The organism is Leuconostoc mesenteroides subsp. mesenteroides ATCC 8293 (assembly GCF_000014445.1).
GTDB lineage: Bacteria > Bacillota > Bacilli > Lactobacillales > Lactobacillaceae > Leuconostoc > Leuconostoc mesenteroides.
On the sequence record NC_008531.1, the window covers coordinates 896,666 to 913,530 of the forward strand.

At 36.5% G+C, this 16,865-nt stretch carries 14 protein-coding genes; 11 read left to right on the forward strand and 3 right to left on the reverse strand.

What is annotated here, in order from left to right:
* The first annotated feature begins 23 nt into the window (after window positions 1-23).
* From LEUM_RS04370 to LEUM_RS04395, 6 genes are all read left to right on the forward strand, one after another.
* Window positions 24-1,694 carry a glycoside hydrolase family 13 protein gene (locus LEUM_RS04370; protein WP_011679661.1) on the forward strand — a complete coding sequence of 557 codons (1,671 nt, stop codon included), beginning with the start codon at window positions 24-26 and terminating at the stop codon, window positions 1,692-1,694.
* An 81-nt stretch (window positions 1,695-1,775) separates the two neighbouring features.
* Window positions 1,776-3,140: an SLC45 family MFS transporter gene (locus LEUM_RS04375; RefSeq protein ID WP_011679662.1), complete on the forward strand. Its 1,365-nt coding sequence runs from the start codon at window positions 1,776-1,778 to the stop codon at window positions 3,138-3,140.
* Between the two features lie 3 nt (window positions 3,141-3,143).
* Window positions 3,144-4,826 carry a glycoside hydrolase family 13 protein gene (locus LEUM_RS04380; RefSeq protein WP_011679663.1) on the forward strand — a complete coding sequence of 561 codons (1,683 nt, stop codon included), beginning with the start codon at window positions 3,144-3,146 and terminating at the stop codon, window positions 4,824-4,826.
* Between the two features lie 227 nt (window positions 4,827-5,053).
* Entirely contained in the window at window positions 5,054-5,914 is an 861-nt protein-coding gene (locus tag LEUM_RS04385) for a PRD domain-containing protein (protein ID WP_011679664.1), read from the forward strand.
* 98 nt (window positions 5,915-6,012) lie between these two features.
* Complete coding sequence (locus LEUM_RS04390; RefSeq protein WP_011679665.1) at window positions 6,013-7,851, forward strand: beta-glucoside-specific PTS transporter subunit IIABC; 1,839 nt, start codon at window positions 6,013-6,015, stop codon at window positions 7,849-7,851.
* A 14-nt stretch (window positions 7,852-7,865) separates the two neighbouring features.
* A complete protein-coding gene (locus LEUM_RS04395) occupies window positions 7,866-9,326 on the forward strand; it encodes a glycoside hydrolase family 1 protein (protein WP_011679666.1) in 1,461 nt (486 codons plus the stop codon).
* Between the two features lie 51 nt (window positions 9,327-9,377).
* Here the strand turns inward: LEUM_RS04395 and LEUM_RS04400 are convergent, their stop codons facing one another.
* Window positions 9,378-9,923: a GNAT family N-acetyltransferase gene (locus LEUM_RS04400; protein WP_011679667.1), complete on the reverse strand. Its 546-nt coding sequence runs from the start codon at window positions 9,921-9,923 to the stop codon at window positions 9,378-9,380.
* 233 nt (window positions 9,924-10,156) lie between these two features.
* Between LEUM_RS04400 and LEUM_RS04405 the strand changes: the two genes are divergently transcribed.
* Window positions 10,157-10,612: a GAF domain-containing protein gene (locus tag LEUM_RS04405; RefSeq protein ID WP_011679668.1), complete on the forward strand. Its 456-nt coding sequence runs from the start codon at window positions 10,157-10,159 to the stop codon at window positions 10,610-10,612.
* A 74-nt stretch (window positions 10,613-10,686) separates the two neighbouring features.
* Here the strand turns inward: LEUM_RS04405 and LEUM_RS04410 are convergent, their stop codons facing one another.
* Window positions 10,687-12,255 (reverse strand): polysaccharide biosynthesis protein, encoded by a 1,569-nt coding sequence (locus LEUM_RS04410; RefSeq protein ID WP_041775232.1) that lies wholly within the window; start codon window positions 12,253-12,255, stop codon window positions 10,687-10,689.
* A 75-nt stretch (window positions 12,256-12,330) separates the two neighbouring features.
* The gene (locus LEUM_RS10465) at window positions 12,331-12,573 is read right to left on the reverse strand and encodes a substrate-binding domain-containing protein (protein WP_371861888.1); all 243 of its coding nucleotides are present in this window, start codon (window positions 12,571-12,573) and stop codon (window positions 12,331-12,333) included.
* 506 nt (window positions 12,574-13,079) lie between these two features.
* Here LEUM_RS10465 and LEUM_RS04420 point away from each other — a divergent pair.
* From LEUM_RS04420 to LEUM_RS04435, 4 genes are all read left to right on the forward strand, one after another.
* Window positions 13,080-13,460 (forward strand): 6-carboxytetrahydropterin synthase, encoded by a 381-nt coding sequence (locus tag LEUM_RS04420; protein ID WP_010295278.1) that lies wholly within the window; start codon window positions 13,080-13,082, stop codon window positions 13,458-13,460.
* Between the two features lie 3 nt (window positions 13,461-13,463).
* Window positions 13,464-15,020, forward strand: coding sequence for a TIGR03766 family XrtG-associated glycosyltransferase (locus LEUM_RS04425; protein WP_011679670.1), 1,557 nt, complete (start codon window positions 13,464-13,466; stop codon window positions 15,018-15,020).
* A gap of 206 nt (window positions 15,021-15,226) precedes the next feature.
* A complete protein-coding gene (locus LEUM_RS04430; RefSeq protein WP_011679671.1) occupies window positions 15,227-16,048 on the forward strand; it encodes an oxidoreductase in 822 nt (273 codons plus the stop codon).
* Between the two features lie 27 nt (window positions 16,049-16,075).
* Entirely contained in the window at window positions 16,076-16,813 is a 738-nt protein-coding gene (locus tag LEUM_RS04435) for an NUDIX domain-containing protein (protein ID WP_011679672.1), read from the forward strand.
* Window positions 16,814-16,865: the final 52 nt, after the last annotated feature.

The following is a 16,865-nucleotide window of genomic DNA, read 5'->3' on the forward strand; positions in this document are numbered from 1 at the left end:
TAGAAATAATAAGGACGGTTAGTATGGAAAAAGTACAGTGGTGGCAGAATACTGTTGTCTACCAAATTTATCCCAGGAGCTTTCAAGATAGTAACGGAGATGGTGTGGGGGATATACCCGGCATTATTGAACGATTACCCTATTTGAAAGCTCTTGGTGTCCAAGTGATTTGGCTAAGTCCAATTTATCAGTCGCCAAATGATGATAATGGCTATGACATTAGTGATTATCGTAAAGTTTTACCGGAATTTGGAACAATGGCAGATGTTCAAGAAATGCTCGAGGTAGCACATCATTTAGGTCTAAAAATTATGATGGATTTGGTCGTCAACCATACTTCTGATGAACATCAATGGTTTAAAGAGAGTCGTAAAAACAAGGATAATCCTTATCGCAATTATTACATTTGGCGTGATCCTGTGGATGGTCACGAACCTAATAATTGGTTGTCAGACTTTGGTGGATCAGCATGGGAATTTGACAATAATACACAACAGTATTATTTGCATTTATTCTCAAAGAAGCAACCAGATCTTAATTGGGATAACCCCGATTTACGACAAGATATTTACGACACAATGAAATGGTGGTTAGATCAAGGTGTTGATGGTTTTCGCATGGATGTTATTAACCTAATTTCAAAACCATCAGATTTACCAAATGATCCAAATGTCACCTTAGAAAATCATGGCTCATCGATGGATTTTGTTGCTAATGGTCCAAATATTCATGATTATTTACAAGAAATGAATCAAGAAGTATTGTCAAAGCATGATATCATCACTGTTGGTGAAACGCCAGGCGTATCAACAAAGGATGCAATGAAATATGCCGGATTTGATTCGCATGAGTTGCAGATGATTTTCCAGTTTGAACATACTGAGGTTGATAACAGTCATGAGGGATTAGGCAAATGGAGTGATGAACGCTTCAATCTGGTTGATTTAAAGCGTATTTTATCCAGATGGCAAAATGAGTTGTATGGTAAGGCTTGGAACAGTCTTTATTGGAATAATCATGATCGACCAAGAGTAGTCTCACGATTTGGAAATGATTCAGATGAATATCGCGTATTGTCTGCTAAAATGTTGGCTGCAACTTTACATTTTATGCAGGGAACACCTTATATTTACCAAGGTGAAGAAATTGGTATGACCAATATTGACTTACCATCTATTAAAGACTACCGAGATATTGATACCTTGAATGCATATGATGACTTAGTTGTCCAACAAAGACGAGTTACTGCTGATAAAATGATGTCTTATGTTCATCATTCTTCAAGAGACAATGCACGAACACCAATGCAATGGGATAACACTAAAAATGCCGGATTTACTGAAAGTCACCCATGGTTAAGTGTTAATCCTAATTACCAGACCATCAATGTGGCAGATTCATTAACTGATCAACAGTCAGTCTTTCATTTTTACCAAAAGCTCATCGCCTTAAGGCAAGAGTTATCCATTATCACGACTGGGAAGTATGAAGTGTTGGATTTAGAAGACGAATCTGTTTACGCTTACAAGCGGATTGACAAAGACACGCAATTACTGGTTATTAGCAATTTTACTGATCAAAAGCAAACACGTCATTACGATCGAACCCAATCTGCACAATTAGTTATAAGTAATTATTCAGATGATCAAGGTGACACACTCAGACCTTACGAATCAAAAGTATATTTGTTTTAATTCAATAAAATGTAAGCGGTTACTTAAATTGCTGTTATTTTAAATTTTTATATGATCACTTAATTAAGGAGAGTGAATATAATGAGTAGTAACGAACACAAAAAAGGTCAGCTTCCGATGCTGACTAGCATGCAACTGTTTTTAATGACTTTTGGTTATGCAGGCGTCCAGGTTGCCTTCTCGGTTCAAACGGGTAATATGGGAAGAATATTCCAGACCTTGGGTTCCGATCCAACAAAATTAGGATTTTTCTTCATCTTGCCCCCTTTGGCAGGTATGATCACGCAACCTTTAATTGGTCTGTTTTCTGACAAAACTTGGTTGCCTAAATTGGGTCGACGAATGCCTTATCTCATTGGTGGCTGTTTAGTATCATTGATTGTTTTACTATTATTGCCCAACACAGGTTCATTTGGTTTTGGTTATGGATCAATGACAGCCTTGTGGTTTGGTGCGGTAACAGTATTGTTCATGGACTTGTCCGCAAACGTTTCAATGCAGCCTTTTAAGATGATTATTCCTGATATGGTCAATGAAAAGCAAACCGACAAAGCCTGGAGCTTACAAAATATATGGGGAAGTTTGGGTGGCGTGATTGCCTTTGTTTTCCCATTTATCTTAACTTCGTTTGGTGTTGCTAACACTGCAGCACGTGGGGTTGTGCCTGATTCAGTTAAGATTTCATTTTATGTTGCAGCTGCAATACTATTATTGTCAACCATTTTTACCATTATAAATGTAAAAGAGTATGACCCAGAAACGCTAGCATATTACCATGGTTTCAGGTCCGATGATAAGACACATGAATCGTTTATTGATATTTTGAAACACGCGCCAAAAGTTTTTTGGACCTTAGGCATTGTTGAATTCTTTGTCTGGTTTGGTATTCCATACATGTGGACTTATTCTACTGGTGCTCTGTCAGAAAATATTTGGCACGTTTCAGACCCTGCATCTGCTGGCTACCAAGCAGCAGGTAACTGGTTTGGTATTTTGCAGGCAGTGTACTCGGTTGTTGCAATAGTAGTGGGTATTTTATTTCAAAGGTTAAACGATAAAACAAGAAAAATGACGTATTTCTTAAGTTTGATAGCTGGTGGTTTAGGATTTATTATCGTAGCTTATGGTCATACTCATGTGTCGTCGTTAATTGGATTTGTACTAATCGGTATAGGTTGGATTGCATTGATTTCGATTCCATTTACTATTTTGACGAACGCATTGGATGGTAAACATGATGGCGTTTATCTAGGTTTGTTTAATTGCTTTATCTGTATCCCTCAAATTGTTGCTTCGGTAGCAAGTTTTGCTATTTTCCCAGCTGTCGGAAAATCAATGGCCCACATGTTAGCAATTGCAGGCGTCTTTCTGATGATTGGTGGTTGTTTAATTTGGATTGTTAAAGAAGAAAAAACACAAGTAGATATGACACAAAAAGGAGAATGAAAAATGACAGAAGATATTAAGTGGTGGCAAAAAGCAGTTGCTTATCAGGTTTACCCACGATCGTTTCAAGATGCAAATGGAGATGGTATTGGTGATCTTCAAGGCATAGAACAAAGATTAGATTATATTAAAAAATTGGGTGCCGATGTCATTTGGTTAAATCCAATATATGCTTCACCTGACAAAGATAATGGCTACGATATCTCTGATTATGAAGATATTAATGCAAAATTTGGTACAATGCAGGACTTTGATCGATTACTTCAGAAAGCTCATGATAAAGGGATCAAAATTTTGATGGACTTGGTCGTTAATCACACATCAGACCAACACCAATGGTTCATTGAAAGCCGTTCCTCAAAGGATAATGATAAGCGTGACTTTTATATTTGGCGTGATCCAGTTGATGGACATGAGCCCAATAATTGGGGTTCCTTCTTTTCAGGGCCGGCATGGAAATTTGACGAAGAAACTGGGCAGTATTACTTACATTTGTTTGTTGAAGGACAGCCCGATTTGAATTGGGTAAATCCGGAAGTGCGCCAGGCAGTATTTGACATGATGAACTTTTGGGTTGATAAGGGAATTGATGGCTTCCGAATGGATGTTATTTCTTTGATATCAAAACCAGATGGGTTACCAGACGGTGAGGTACCTGAAGGAGGGGAGTATGGTAATTCAGATAAGGCAGTAGCTAATGGGCCCCATGTTCACGAGTATCTGCAAGAAATGCGTGAAAAAGTGCTAAAGAGAGCTGATATGATGACTGTTGGTGAAGCATCTGGTGTTGATATCAATAACGCTATCAAGTATGCAAACACAAATGAATCAGAATTAAATATGGTTTTCCAGTTTGAACATATGGGACTTGATAATAATCCAAATCCAGCTTTGGGAAAATGGTATGATCAAAAAGTTTCTCTAGTCGACCTGAAGGAAAACTTATCCAAGTGGCAAAATGATTTAGCTGGTAAAGCTTGGAATTCACTTTATTGGGATAACCATGATCAACCAAGAGCAGTAAGCCGCTATGGGGATGACCGAGCAGCGTATCGTGTGGTTTCAGCAAAGATGGTTGCGACCTTATTACACTTTATGCAAGGGACACCATATGTCTATCAGGGTGAAGAAATTGGAATGACCAATGCCTATAATTTGCAACGTGAAGATTTCGATGATGTTGAAATCAAAAATGCTTTTAAGTATTTAATTGACAAGGATCATTTGATTGACGAAGACACAATGTTGAAATACGTACATGCGAAAGGACGCGACAATGCACGAACGCCGATGCAATGGGACAGTACAGCGAATGCAGGATTTACAACAGGCACACCATGGCTCAAATTAAACGATAATTATGACACAATAAACGTTGAGCAAGCACTAGCTGACAAGAGTTCTATATTTTACTATTATCAAAAACTAATTCAATTGCGCCATGATTTGCCAATTATCACTACTGGCAAGTATCAGTTGTTGGATCCGAAAGACGAGCAAGTCTATGCGTATCGACGTGTGGGAAACAACGAACAACTGCTTGTTATCAATAACTTCACTGACAATATCGTTACACGAGATTATAGTGTACCAACAAATGCAAAAATTTTGGTTAGCAATTATGCTGATGACAAAGCGGAAACACTTCGTCCGTACGAGTCTAAAGTTTATCAGTTTGAAAAATAGTATCTTGCTTGATGACTAGCATTAAATGTTTATTGTAAACTAATTTATTTAAACTATTGTAAACGCTTTCATTTTGATAAATAATAACAATATAAAGTTGGATTGTAACCACTGAATAAGTTGCGGTGGGCAAAACCAAATGATAGGGAAACTATACACCTTTCGATAATCGATGGTGATGGGGAACTATTATTTGGTTTTTTATTTTCAAAATATAGGAGTAGACCATGCTGGTAAAAAGAATTTTTAATAATAATGTTCTACTAGCTGAGAATAGCGAACAGGAATTAGTTATCGTTGGGCGCGGCGTTGGTTTCAAGCAAAAAATAGGTAATACAGTTGATTCGAGTAAAATTGAAAAAACTTATTATCCGCAAGATGAAAATTGGACGAGAATGTTTAACGAAATGGCTGATACAATTTCGTCAGATTATGTTGAAATCGCCTCACATATTATTTCAACTGCGGAAAAAAGTTTAGGCCTGTCATTTGACGGATACTTGTTAATTGGACTAGCAGATCACATACAGTTTGCGGTAGAACGCTTACAAAAAAACTTGCCCATTAAAAATGAACTATTATGGGAAACAAAACATTTTTATCCTGATGAATATCGTATTGGTGCACTCGCTGTAGCTTTTATTAATGAACAAATGGGTGTGCAATTACCTGAGGATGAGGTTGGTTTTATTGCTTTGAAGTTTGTTGAAAAGCGTGCTGGACCAAACTTCAATGAGAAAGCAACCAATATGACGCAGCTCATTGAGAGTGCATTAACATTGATTCGTCATGATTTATTACCTGATATTGATTCTTCTAATCTCAATTATCAGAGATTAATTGTTCATTTGCGTTTCTTCGTAGATCGACTATTAGATGAAAGCCATGTTCAAAAAGGTGAGAATAGTTTTGACAATGTAATGTCGCAGCATTTATCAGAAAGTCTGCAGGAGCGTTACACAAGCTCATACCAATGTGCACAACGTGTGATTAACTATTTTGAAAAACAAACCAAACAAAAAACAGGAGTCAACGAACAAGTTTACTTGACTATGCATCTGCAAAGAATTGTTGATTCTTCAATTTAAATTAGGGATTGTAACTATTTAATTAGGCAAAACCCAAAAGATATCATTTATGTGATGTTTTTTGGGTTTTTATTTTACAACATAACGAGGTAGAAAAAATGGATTATGGAGTTTTGGCTAATAATATATTGGCTGGTGTCGGCGGCAAAGATAATATCGGATCCGCTTGGCATTGCGCTACGCGTTTGCGGTTTAAGTTAAAAGATGAAAGCAAGGCAGACACTGAAAAAATAGAAAATATGGATGGTGTGATTACCGTTGTTAAATCAGCGGGTCAATACCAGGTAGTTATTGGCAACAACGTTGCACGGGTTTTTGAACCATTGGCCGATGCAATTGGACTAGCAAGAGATGACGCTCAGAGCGATAATCAAGAAGAAAAAAAGAAAGATAATATTGTTAATCGCTTCATTGGTTTTATTTCAAGTGTTTTCACACCTTTCTTAGGGGCAATGGCCGGAACCGGTGTTTTGAAAGGCCTATTGGCACTTTTTGTGACACTCGGATGGTTGCAAGAGTCCAGTGGAACTTATCAAATTTGGTATGCTGCTGGTGATGCATTCTTCTACTTCTTACCAGTTTGGCTGGCCTTCACAGCTGCAGCGCATTTGAAAGTGAATCAATATGTTGCAGCAGCTTTGGCTGGTGCGTTACTTTATCCAAATTTGATTACATTATTAGCAGGGAGTAAGCCTGTAACATTCCTCGGTTTGACCGTTGTCGGAACAACTTACAGTTCGAGTGTTATACCAATCTTGTTAGCAGTTTGGATGTTATCTTATTTACAACCAATTTTGGATAAGTTTTTCCATGATTCTGTTCGTAATATCTTTACACCAATGGTCAGTCTGATTATTATGGTACCAGTTACATTATTGGTTGTTGGTCCATTAGGTACTAGTGTTGGAACTGTGCTATCGTCGTCAGTCGAGAGTGTTTACCGCGTGGCACCTTATGCTGCTGGTGCTGTAATGGGTGCTTTGTGGCAAGTGTTTGTTATCTTCGGCGTACATTGGACTTTCGTGCCAGTTATGACAAATAACATCAGTCAGTTAGGATATGACTACTTGCTACCAATGTTAAGTGTTGCTGTTTTAGCACAGTCGGGTGCCGCACTCGGTGTGTTCCTCAAAACAAAAGATGCTAAGATGAAATCTTTAGCAGGATCATCAGTCCTCACAGGTGTACTAGGCATTACTGAACCGGCCATTTATGGTGTTACGCTTAAATTAAAGCGACCATTTATCTTTGCAACGATTGCCGGTGGTATTGGCGGTGCCATTGCTGGTGGGGGTGGCGCACATGCGAATGCCTTTGCCTTACCTAGTTTATTAGCCTTACCTACGTATTTGGGTAAAGGATTTACCAGTGTGGTTATTGGTTTGGTTGTCGCCTTCATTTTGTCAGCAGTTGCTACTTATCTATTCGGTGTACCTAGCCAACCAAAAGACAGTAAAACAGACGCTAAAAACCCCGAAGAAATTCAAGATGACCTAGTCATTGCACCCGTGTCTGGCACCATTATCCCACTAGAATCAGTAAAGGACGAAGTTTTTGCCAGTGGCGCAATGGGCAAAGGTATTGCTATCGTACCTGATGATGATCAAATTGTTTCACCAATAGTAGGTACAGTAGCTGCCGTTTATCCAAGTAAACATGCAATTGGTTTAATCTCCAATGGTGGTGTAGAAGTACTAATTCATGTAGGAATTGACACCGTGCAACTGAATGGAAAGCATTTCAATCAATTAGTTGAACAAGGACAAAAGGTCTCTGTTGGTACGCCATTAATAACCTTTGACCGTCAAGCTATTCAGGAAGCTGGATATGATCCAACGGTGATGGTGATTATCACAAATACAGCAGATTACGAAATCACCGAGACACAAGATACGGTAGCTAACCAAAATTGGTTACTACAACTGAAAGCATTATAAAAAGGAGAATAAAAATGTACAGTAAAGAATCAATCACAGGCTTTCCAAAGGACTTTTTATGGGGTGGCGCAACTGCTGCTAATCAAATTGAAGGGGCGTGGCAAGTAGATGGGAAGGGCTTAACAACAGCTGAAGTCGTACGTAAAGCTGAAGACCGACGTCATGGTTCAATGGGAGATGTTAACGCAGATACCCTACAAGAAGCTATCGCCGATCATTCGGATGTACATTATCCAAAACGTCGTGGAGTTGATTTTTATCATCACTACAAAGAAGATATTGCACTATTTGCAGAAATGGGTTTTAAAGTATTTCGACTTTCAATTGCTTGGTCACGTATTTTTCCAACTGGTTTAGAAGAAAATCCAAATGAAGCTGGGTTAGCTTTTTATGACCGAGTATTTGATGAACTAGATAAATACCATATTGAACCACTCGTGACTCTTTCACATTATGAGATGCCAATTGAACTAACGAAGCGTTACAATGGTTGGTTGGACCGTGAGGTCATCAAGGCATTCAATCACTATACAGAAACTGTTTTTAAAAGATACAAGGACCGAGTTAAGTACTGGTTGACATTCAATGAAATTAATACTAGTGCTTGGGGATTTCATGAAACTGGCGCTATGGATGGTGATTTAAGTACGCAAGAACAGTTGCAAGTGCGCTATCAGGCAGTTCATCATCAATTTGTTGCCAGCGCTATTGCGACAAAGCAATTAAAGGAAATTGCGCCCAACGCCAAAATTGGTTCAATGTTAGCTCGCATGCAAACGTATCCAGCAACAGCAAACCCGGTTGATGTGCAAGCAGCACAAGTTGAAGATCAGAAAAATTTGTTTTATACGGATGTCCAAGCACGAGGTGAATATCCAGAATACATGAATCGATATTTCAATGAAAATGGTATCGTTATTAATATGTCTGCTGATGATGAAAAAATTTTGAAACAGTATCCGGTTGATTTTATTAGTTTCAGTTATTATATGACCAACGTGACAGGAGTAGATGGTGTTGAAGACGGGATTGGTAATATGAGTTTGGGTGGTCGTAATCCCTATTTGAAGGAATCAGAATGGGGATGGCAAATCGACCCAATCGGCTTGCGAGTTTCTCTGAATGTCCTGTGGGATCGTTACCGTAAACCATTATTTATTGTTGAAAATGGCTTAGGAGCAGTTGACGAATTAACAGCAGATTACAAAGTACACGATGATTATCGTATTGACTACCTTCGTTTGCACATTGAGCAAATGAAAGAGGCTGTGATTGATGGCGTTGACTTAATGGGCTACACAATGTGGGCACCACTAGATATTATTAGTTTTAGTACTTCTGAGATGAGTAAGCGTTATGGCTTGATTTACGTAGATCAAGATGATGCAGGAAATGGCACATTAAAGCGTTACAAAAAGGATTCGTTCTTCTGGTATCAAAAAGTTATTGAAAGTAACGGTAAAACATTAGAATAATAGCAAAAAGCGACACACCGATAAACAGTGTCGCTTTTTAATTGAAGTAAGTTATTTAGGCTGAAATTTAACAAATATATTCAAATCTTTGAAATCATCATTATAAGTTATTTGGTCTTTTAATATTGCTTCTAAGGTAAAGTTCAGTCTATGAGCTACAGCTATACTCTTACCATTTTCACTGTCAGATTGAAGGATAATTTTATGAAAATTTAATTTTTCAAAAGCATAGTTCAACACAAGATTTACTGAGCTGGAAATGATGCCCAGACCTTGGTAATTACTCGATAACCAATAACCTAGCTCTGCTCTTTTGTTTTTCCTGTCAATATTATGTAAGTCAATCATTCCCACGGGAGTATTATTAACGAGTATCGTCAGCATAAGCAATTCTTGTTTGGCCATTTTAAGCCGAGCGTAATTTAAAAATTGTGCCTCATTTTCTACGGTTTTAATATTAGGCGTCCAAGGCATCCAGCGTGATAGAGTTTCCCTATCTTGATTAATAATACGAAATAATTCAGCAGCGTGACTGTTTTCGGGCATGACTAACTGGACTTTATAATGATCTATTACGAATTTTTGAAAAGTGAACATTTTAAACTCCTTAATACCTTTAAATTATACTCTTTCAATGAAATAGTTTGCGTTTTTTGCGAAAGTATCGTGATCATTTAATTAACAACAAGTTTGTACAGTCTAGTAATTTATATCAATTGCAGAAGTAGATCAGCTGAATAATAAGTGTTTAATAATTTACTCGGAACTTGTTTTATGTTAATATACTTATAATTAATAAGTATATTACTTTAATAAAAAGAGGTGTGTTCATGAGTAAAGTTATAAGTTTGGTTGGTCAACAGTTAGATGCGTTACTAGAAAATGAGACTAATATCGTTTCCAACCTAGCAAATGCTGCTGCCTTATTGTTTCAAAACTATGAGAATCTGAACTGGGCAGGTTTTTATATCTACAACGATGATGCTAAAGAGTTGGATTTAGGCCCATTTCAGGGTAAAGTGGCATGTATGCATATCAAGCCTGGATCAGGCGTGGTAGGGACAGCTTTTGCTAACAAAGAAAGTATTGTTGTACCGAACGTACATGATTTTGCTGGCCACATTGCTTGTGATGCTGATAGTAATTCGGAATTAGTGGTACCAATATTTAAAAATGGACAAATTTATGGAATAATTGATATCGATTCGCCATTACTGAACCGCTTTGGTGAGAACGAAAAAAATGAAGTAGAAGAGCTTGCTGAAATCTTAGCAAATCATATTTAATGTCCATGCTACAAATTAAAGGCAACTGAGTTGAACAGTTGCCTTTTTATTTTGATAGGAATCCGTATCAGTATCTACCTATTTTTGAGGACATCTAGTACGTGGCATTTTTGGTAAATAACCAATACTAGTAAACCTCCTAGCGACCCAACTAATGCCAGAAAAAGACCTGAGCTAACTCTAGTATCCGGAACAAAATGATTGGATACTAGACTCAATCCGGTAAACAGTATTAATAACATAAATGAGCTAACATAGATGGCATTTAATGCTTTTGTATTTAAAAAGTCAAGAAGTTCAAATCGATGATTAATATAACTGCCCATAATAATTGTGACAATAACCAGAGAAATAAACGTTGATAATAAAGCGCCTAGAGAGCTTGTTAAATAGATCATAATAGGTTGGCATAGGATTTTTACAGCTATGCCCCAGCCAATTGCCCTAAGCGCTATGCCAGTTTTACTGAGTCCTTGTAAAATCATGGCTAGGACAGATGTTAACCCCATGAATAGCGCAATAACCGCTGAAATTTGTACCATTGGTATATATAAGCTTTCCGCAGCATAATTTCCATAAAATAAAATGTAGACCGGTTTACTCAACGAGTAAAGTGCTGCACAAGCAGGTAAGGTAATGGCACAAAATAATACGTAAGCTTGACTAATATATTTTCTTAGTACCTCATGATTGTACCGGCTTTTCGAAATTAGAGGCAAAATAGTCGATGCAATTGAAACAGACAATGAAACCACAATCATAATTAGCTTATTACTATTAAAATTGAACAAGCCAAAAATCGTTTCAATTTTATTACTTGATAGCATAGGATTGAATTTTGACATCAGTACGTGAAAACTGAATTGATCTATCCATTGATAGGCAACTAAGAAACCACCAATGACGACGAAAGGCAAAGACTGAACAATAATATGCTTAAAATCGATGATTTCTGGTTCAGAATTTTCTTTAAGGGAATCAGCATTTAACAGCTGCTTTTTTGAAAGTGAGTTGGTGCAGAAGAGTAAGTAAAGTGTTGCAACCCAAGCACCAATTGATGCTGCAAATGTTGAATGTACAACTACAGTTACCCAGCTGCCATGCTGTAGTTGTAAAATAACATATGCAGATCCTAACATATAGGCCACACGGACGACTTGCTCAATCACGTCAGACTTGGCAATTTCTGCCATTCTTAGCTCACCCTGCAGTCGACCTCTTAAAACAGATAAAAATGGAAACACTAATACAGCCAAAGAAAGGGATCTTAGTACAGGAATCAATTTTACGTCACTGGCAGAAAGGATAGGGGCTAAGGACCATAATGCAACGCAACAAATAAATCCCGCGACCCAACTTAGTCGCGTCGCATTTTTCAAGAATTGATGCTTACTATTACCTTCAAGTCGTGCCGTAAATTTAGCAACAGCTGAAGGTAATCCAGCAGTCGATAACATTAAGAAAAATTGATATAAATTATAGCCTTTACCCATCAAAGTGTTAGCTTGGAGTGATAATGCACCTAACATTATTGTCCAAGGAATGACATACAATGCGCCTAAAACTCGCGAAGTAATATTGCCAAAAGCAAGCCATGCGGTACCATTGGTGAGTTGGTTTTGGGATAATTTTTTTAGTCTCATTTTATTATTGTAACACTGATAATTATTTCAATATATTAGTGCGTCTAAATTTGAAAAGGGATTGCATAAATATAGTTACAAAGTAGTCATTCCTTTGACAAAATGGACTGGTAAGGTGACGTGATTGTGGGACGCTGTAGTAGTAGTTTTTTGATTCATTTGTGATAATAATTTTTCTACTGATGATTTGGCGATTTCGGCAGTAGGCTGTTTAATTGAAGATAAAAAAATTTGTTGTCGTGAATAAATACGAGCACCATCAAATCCTATTATTTGTACATCTTTGGGTACATTAATTCCCTTATTGAAAGCTGGAATAAATTATATACGCAACGACAACGTTGGCAGCGTGGCCAAATTGAAGTATCGCAAAAGTATTCTGGAAATCGTTTGGGATTAAAATCATTTTTCTCAAATTTTTTGGTGAGAAGACTAATCATTGATCACACATTTATGTTTCTAAAAACAATATGGCTCTTCGCAAGTATTGCGCTATTGTTTTTAAACTATTCACCGTTATTGCTACTACTATCATATGTTGCCATTTATCTTCTATATGTTTTTATGAGTACAATGGTTTTTGTTAATGTAAACATGATGCTAAAAAAATTTAGTGATGAGCGAACATTTTATTTTTCGCTATTCGATTGTGTATTTTGGATGCCCATATATAATTTTATTTTGTCTTGGGTACGCTTAATTGGCGTAATTAATACAGAATATCTTTCTGCTAAGTGGGCTACGAAAAATTATCATGAAGAATTCAAAACAGTAGGAACAATTGTTAAGCAGGACTTTATTAAAATTAAAGGAGGTAGAAAAAAATGAATTTAGTAGGTACCTATCATTTGAAATATTACATCCATGCTAGCCATGCAATTAGATGGGAAAATGGCGAAGGTGACGAACACGCACATTCTTGGGAAATAGCGGTAGAGTTCCGTTCAACCAACGAAAACATGATTGTATTTGATAAAATTGAGAGCTCTCTAGATGATCTTTTTAAAGCATATTCTGGAAAATTTTTGAACACGGTTGAACCTTTTACCACAATAGATCCTACTTTAGAAAATATAACAAAGTTCTTTTTTACGTTAGTTGAGAAGCAAATTTTACCTATGCACGCACAATTAAACAAAATTGAGCTCGGTGAATCGCCAATGAGATTTTATTATGTGACCCGAGATGACATGAGTGGTGAATAGGATATGAAAAAGAAGATATTTTCTTTGGGAAATGCTACTATTCTGATTTTATTTTATTTACTTTTTGGTGTTACCTATCTTTCAGCGATTCTATCAGATAATTTTACTATCGGCGATAACTTAAAAAGAGGCACAACAACTACGTTGGGATTGCTTGTCTTTATCAGCATAATACTATTGTTCATAAGCCTAATTTATTTTTTACCTAAAGTCAAAAAGGCTGTTGTATTTGTTTTTAAACAACATAAAAATATTACATCAATTGCGTTATTTGTATTGTTAGTTTTATTACAATTTTTGTTTGTAACAGTATTTCATCCTAAAATTGGCTGGGATCCTTCGGCATTAATTAATACACTAGATCATGTAGATGATGTAAATAATCGAGCATATTTTAGTTTGAATTCAAATAACTTGCCCATTCTGTTGTTTATGTCGTTTCTTTCAAATGTTTTTCAGTTGAAAACATGGTTGTTTTTTGATTATCTGACCATAGTCATGGTTGATCTATCGATTATTTTTTCGGTTGCCACCTCTTATATGATCGACAGACGTTACTTTGCAGTTTCTTTATATATTCATATATTAGTATTTGGTTTCTTTCCTTGGATAGTTATACCCTATACCGATACATGGGTCCTACCATTTGTATCAGCATTTTTATTTTTCTATTTCAGCGCAAAGAAAGTATCTAAACTATGGCAAAAAAATATATTAATGACACTCTTTGCTTTACTTGTGTGTGGAACGTATTTCATTAAACCATCCGCAATTATTCCCGCTATCGCAATTGGTTTAATTGAGGCACTTAGCTTGTTTAAAGAAAAACGTGTGTTATTACCCGAAGTACTCAAAAAAACCAGTACAGTTTTGATAGTTATGTTTTCTTTTATTTGTTTATACACGATAACTCAAAATAAAATTGAGCATCAAACATTAATTCATGTCAATCGAGAGCGGGTTATCCCAGCGGTGCACTTTATGAACATGGGTATTTCTGGTGATGGTGGATATAATGCGCAGGATACTTTAAAAATGGGTGAGTTAGCAACTAAGTCCGAAAAAATTGAGTATTCGAAACAAATGTATGTTAAACGATTAAAAAAGTTAGGTGTCATTGGCTATTTTCATTTTATAATTCAAAAGCAAATAAACAATACGGCCGATGGCTCGTTTGCATGGGGAAAGGAGGGGCATTTTATTCAGGGAGACCAAATTCCAAAATCCCACGGATTAAAAGGGGTGCTGGAAAATTATCTATATATATATGGGAAAAATGTGGCCGACTTTCGGTTTATTGCCCAATTCATTTGGTTGATTATCTTAAGCTGTATATTTTTTGGTTGGCATAATAAATCACAGACAACACAAACAATCAGATTAGGTATCACGGGAGCCTTTCTGTTTCTTCTTTTGTTTGAAGGAGGTAGAAGTAGGTATATTATCCAATTTTTGCCACTATTTTTATTGGGCGCCAGTCTCTTGGTTAATGATTCGAAACAAAGTATTAAAAAAATTATTGATGCTACGTTATTAAAACGAACAAACTACGAATCATAAAAATTACAATTTTGATAGTATGATGTCACTGGTAACAGTGGCTTTTTAATTATGAAAGCGTGAAAATTAAGGTTATAATTATTTTGTTGGAAAACACAGTACGCAGTAAAGTTAACAGATTAATAAGTTTGTTAATTGTCAAATCATATTTTGAAACTTTACGTCAATATATGAGTCATCGAACGAAAAATGGAGAACATAAACGTATGACCAAACAAAAGATAGTATTAATAACTGGTGCTAGCAGCGGTATTGGGTATCAAGCAGCAGAAAAACTAAGCGCGTATGGCTTCAAAGTTTATGGTGCAGCACGCCGAATTGAAAAAATGAGTCCACTGTCTTCATTAGGAATTATTCCTCTTAAGATGGATTTAACTGATGAACATTCAATTAAATCAGCTGTAGCACACGTTATTAGTCAAGAGGGTCAGATTGATATTTTAATTAATAATGCTGGATATGGTTCATACGGTGCTATTGAAAATGTCCCCATAGAAGAAGCTAAAAAGCAATTTGAAACTAATTTGTTTGGCCTTGCCACTCTTGTTCAACTGGTTTTACCACATATGCGTCATCAAAAATATGGTCGTATTGTTAACATTTCATCTATGGCAGGACGTATGACAACATATATGGGCGCTTGGTATCATGCCACTAAGTATGCTCTCGAAGGATTTAGCGATGCGCTACGCATGGAGGTCAAACCATTTGGCATTGATGTTATTCTTATTGAACCAGGTGGAATTAAAACTGACTGGGGTACTATTGCTGCAGAGAATCTTCGAAAAACTTCGGTTGATACACCTTATGCTGAACATGCTTTAGCAGCGTCCAAAAGAATGCATCAACTTTATACATCTAGCAGGCTAACAGATCCAGATATAGTTGCTTCAACAATAGTAAGGTCAGTGACTACTAAACGACCAAAGCCTAGATACTTAGTGGGTTATGGCGCAAAAATATTGATTAGTTTGCATGCCATTTTACCTACACGAATGTTTGATAAATTAATTCAAAAGGTTGTTTAAATTTTAGTCCACTACAAGGAGGTAGTTATGGATTCATTTCCTTTGGAAAGACCTTACATCACTATTACTAATGTCATCTGGAGCTTTGATTATGACACGCAACAGGTCAAAGTACTATTAATCAAGCGTGCCGATGAGCCATTTAAAAATTTTTGGGCGTTACCAGAAATATTGTTGCGAGAAGATGAAAGTGCACACGAAGCATCCTTACGGCTAATAAAAGAGAAAATAGGATTATCGCTTTCTGATGTTCATGCAGAGCAACTAGCAACGTTTACAGCACCAGATAGAAATCCTGATTTTCGGGCGCTGTCGCTGAGTTACATGATATTTTTGCCAAAATACGTGAATCTTGTTCCTGGATCTGGTGCAATCGAAGCAGAATGGTTTACGCTAGAAAAGATTAAAAACAATTATTTTGGCCTAAAAAAGGGTGATTTGTTTTTTAAAACGTTAGCTGAAAATGAGTACGTAACAGAATTAGATTCTCAAAAGCGATTGGCCTTTGATCATAATTGGATTTTAACTGTGGCTTGCCACCGGATAGTCAACAAACTGAACTACCAGCCGACTATTTTATTAACATTAGGATCTTCCTTTACGCTGAAAACAGCTCGGCACGTCTATGGTATTTTTGGACAAGATGAGCCTGATAATTCTAATTTTTTACAAAACAACAAAAAAATATTTGAATTAGTTGGAGAAGTTGATAAAAAAGGGCCGGGGAGGCCAGCAAAAAAGTTTCGCTTGCTAATTTCATTTTAAAGATGTAGAATCTCTTTATAAATAATAAAAGTAAAAAATACTTTTATAAGGA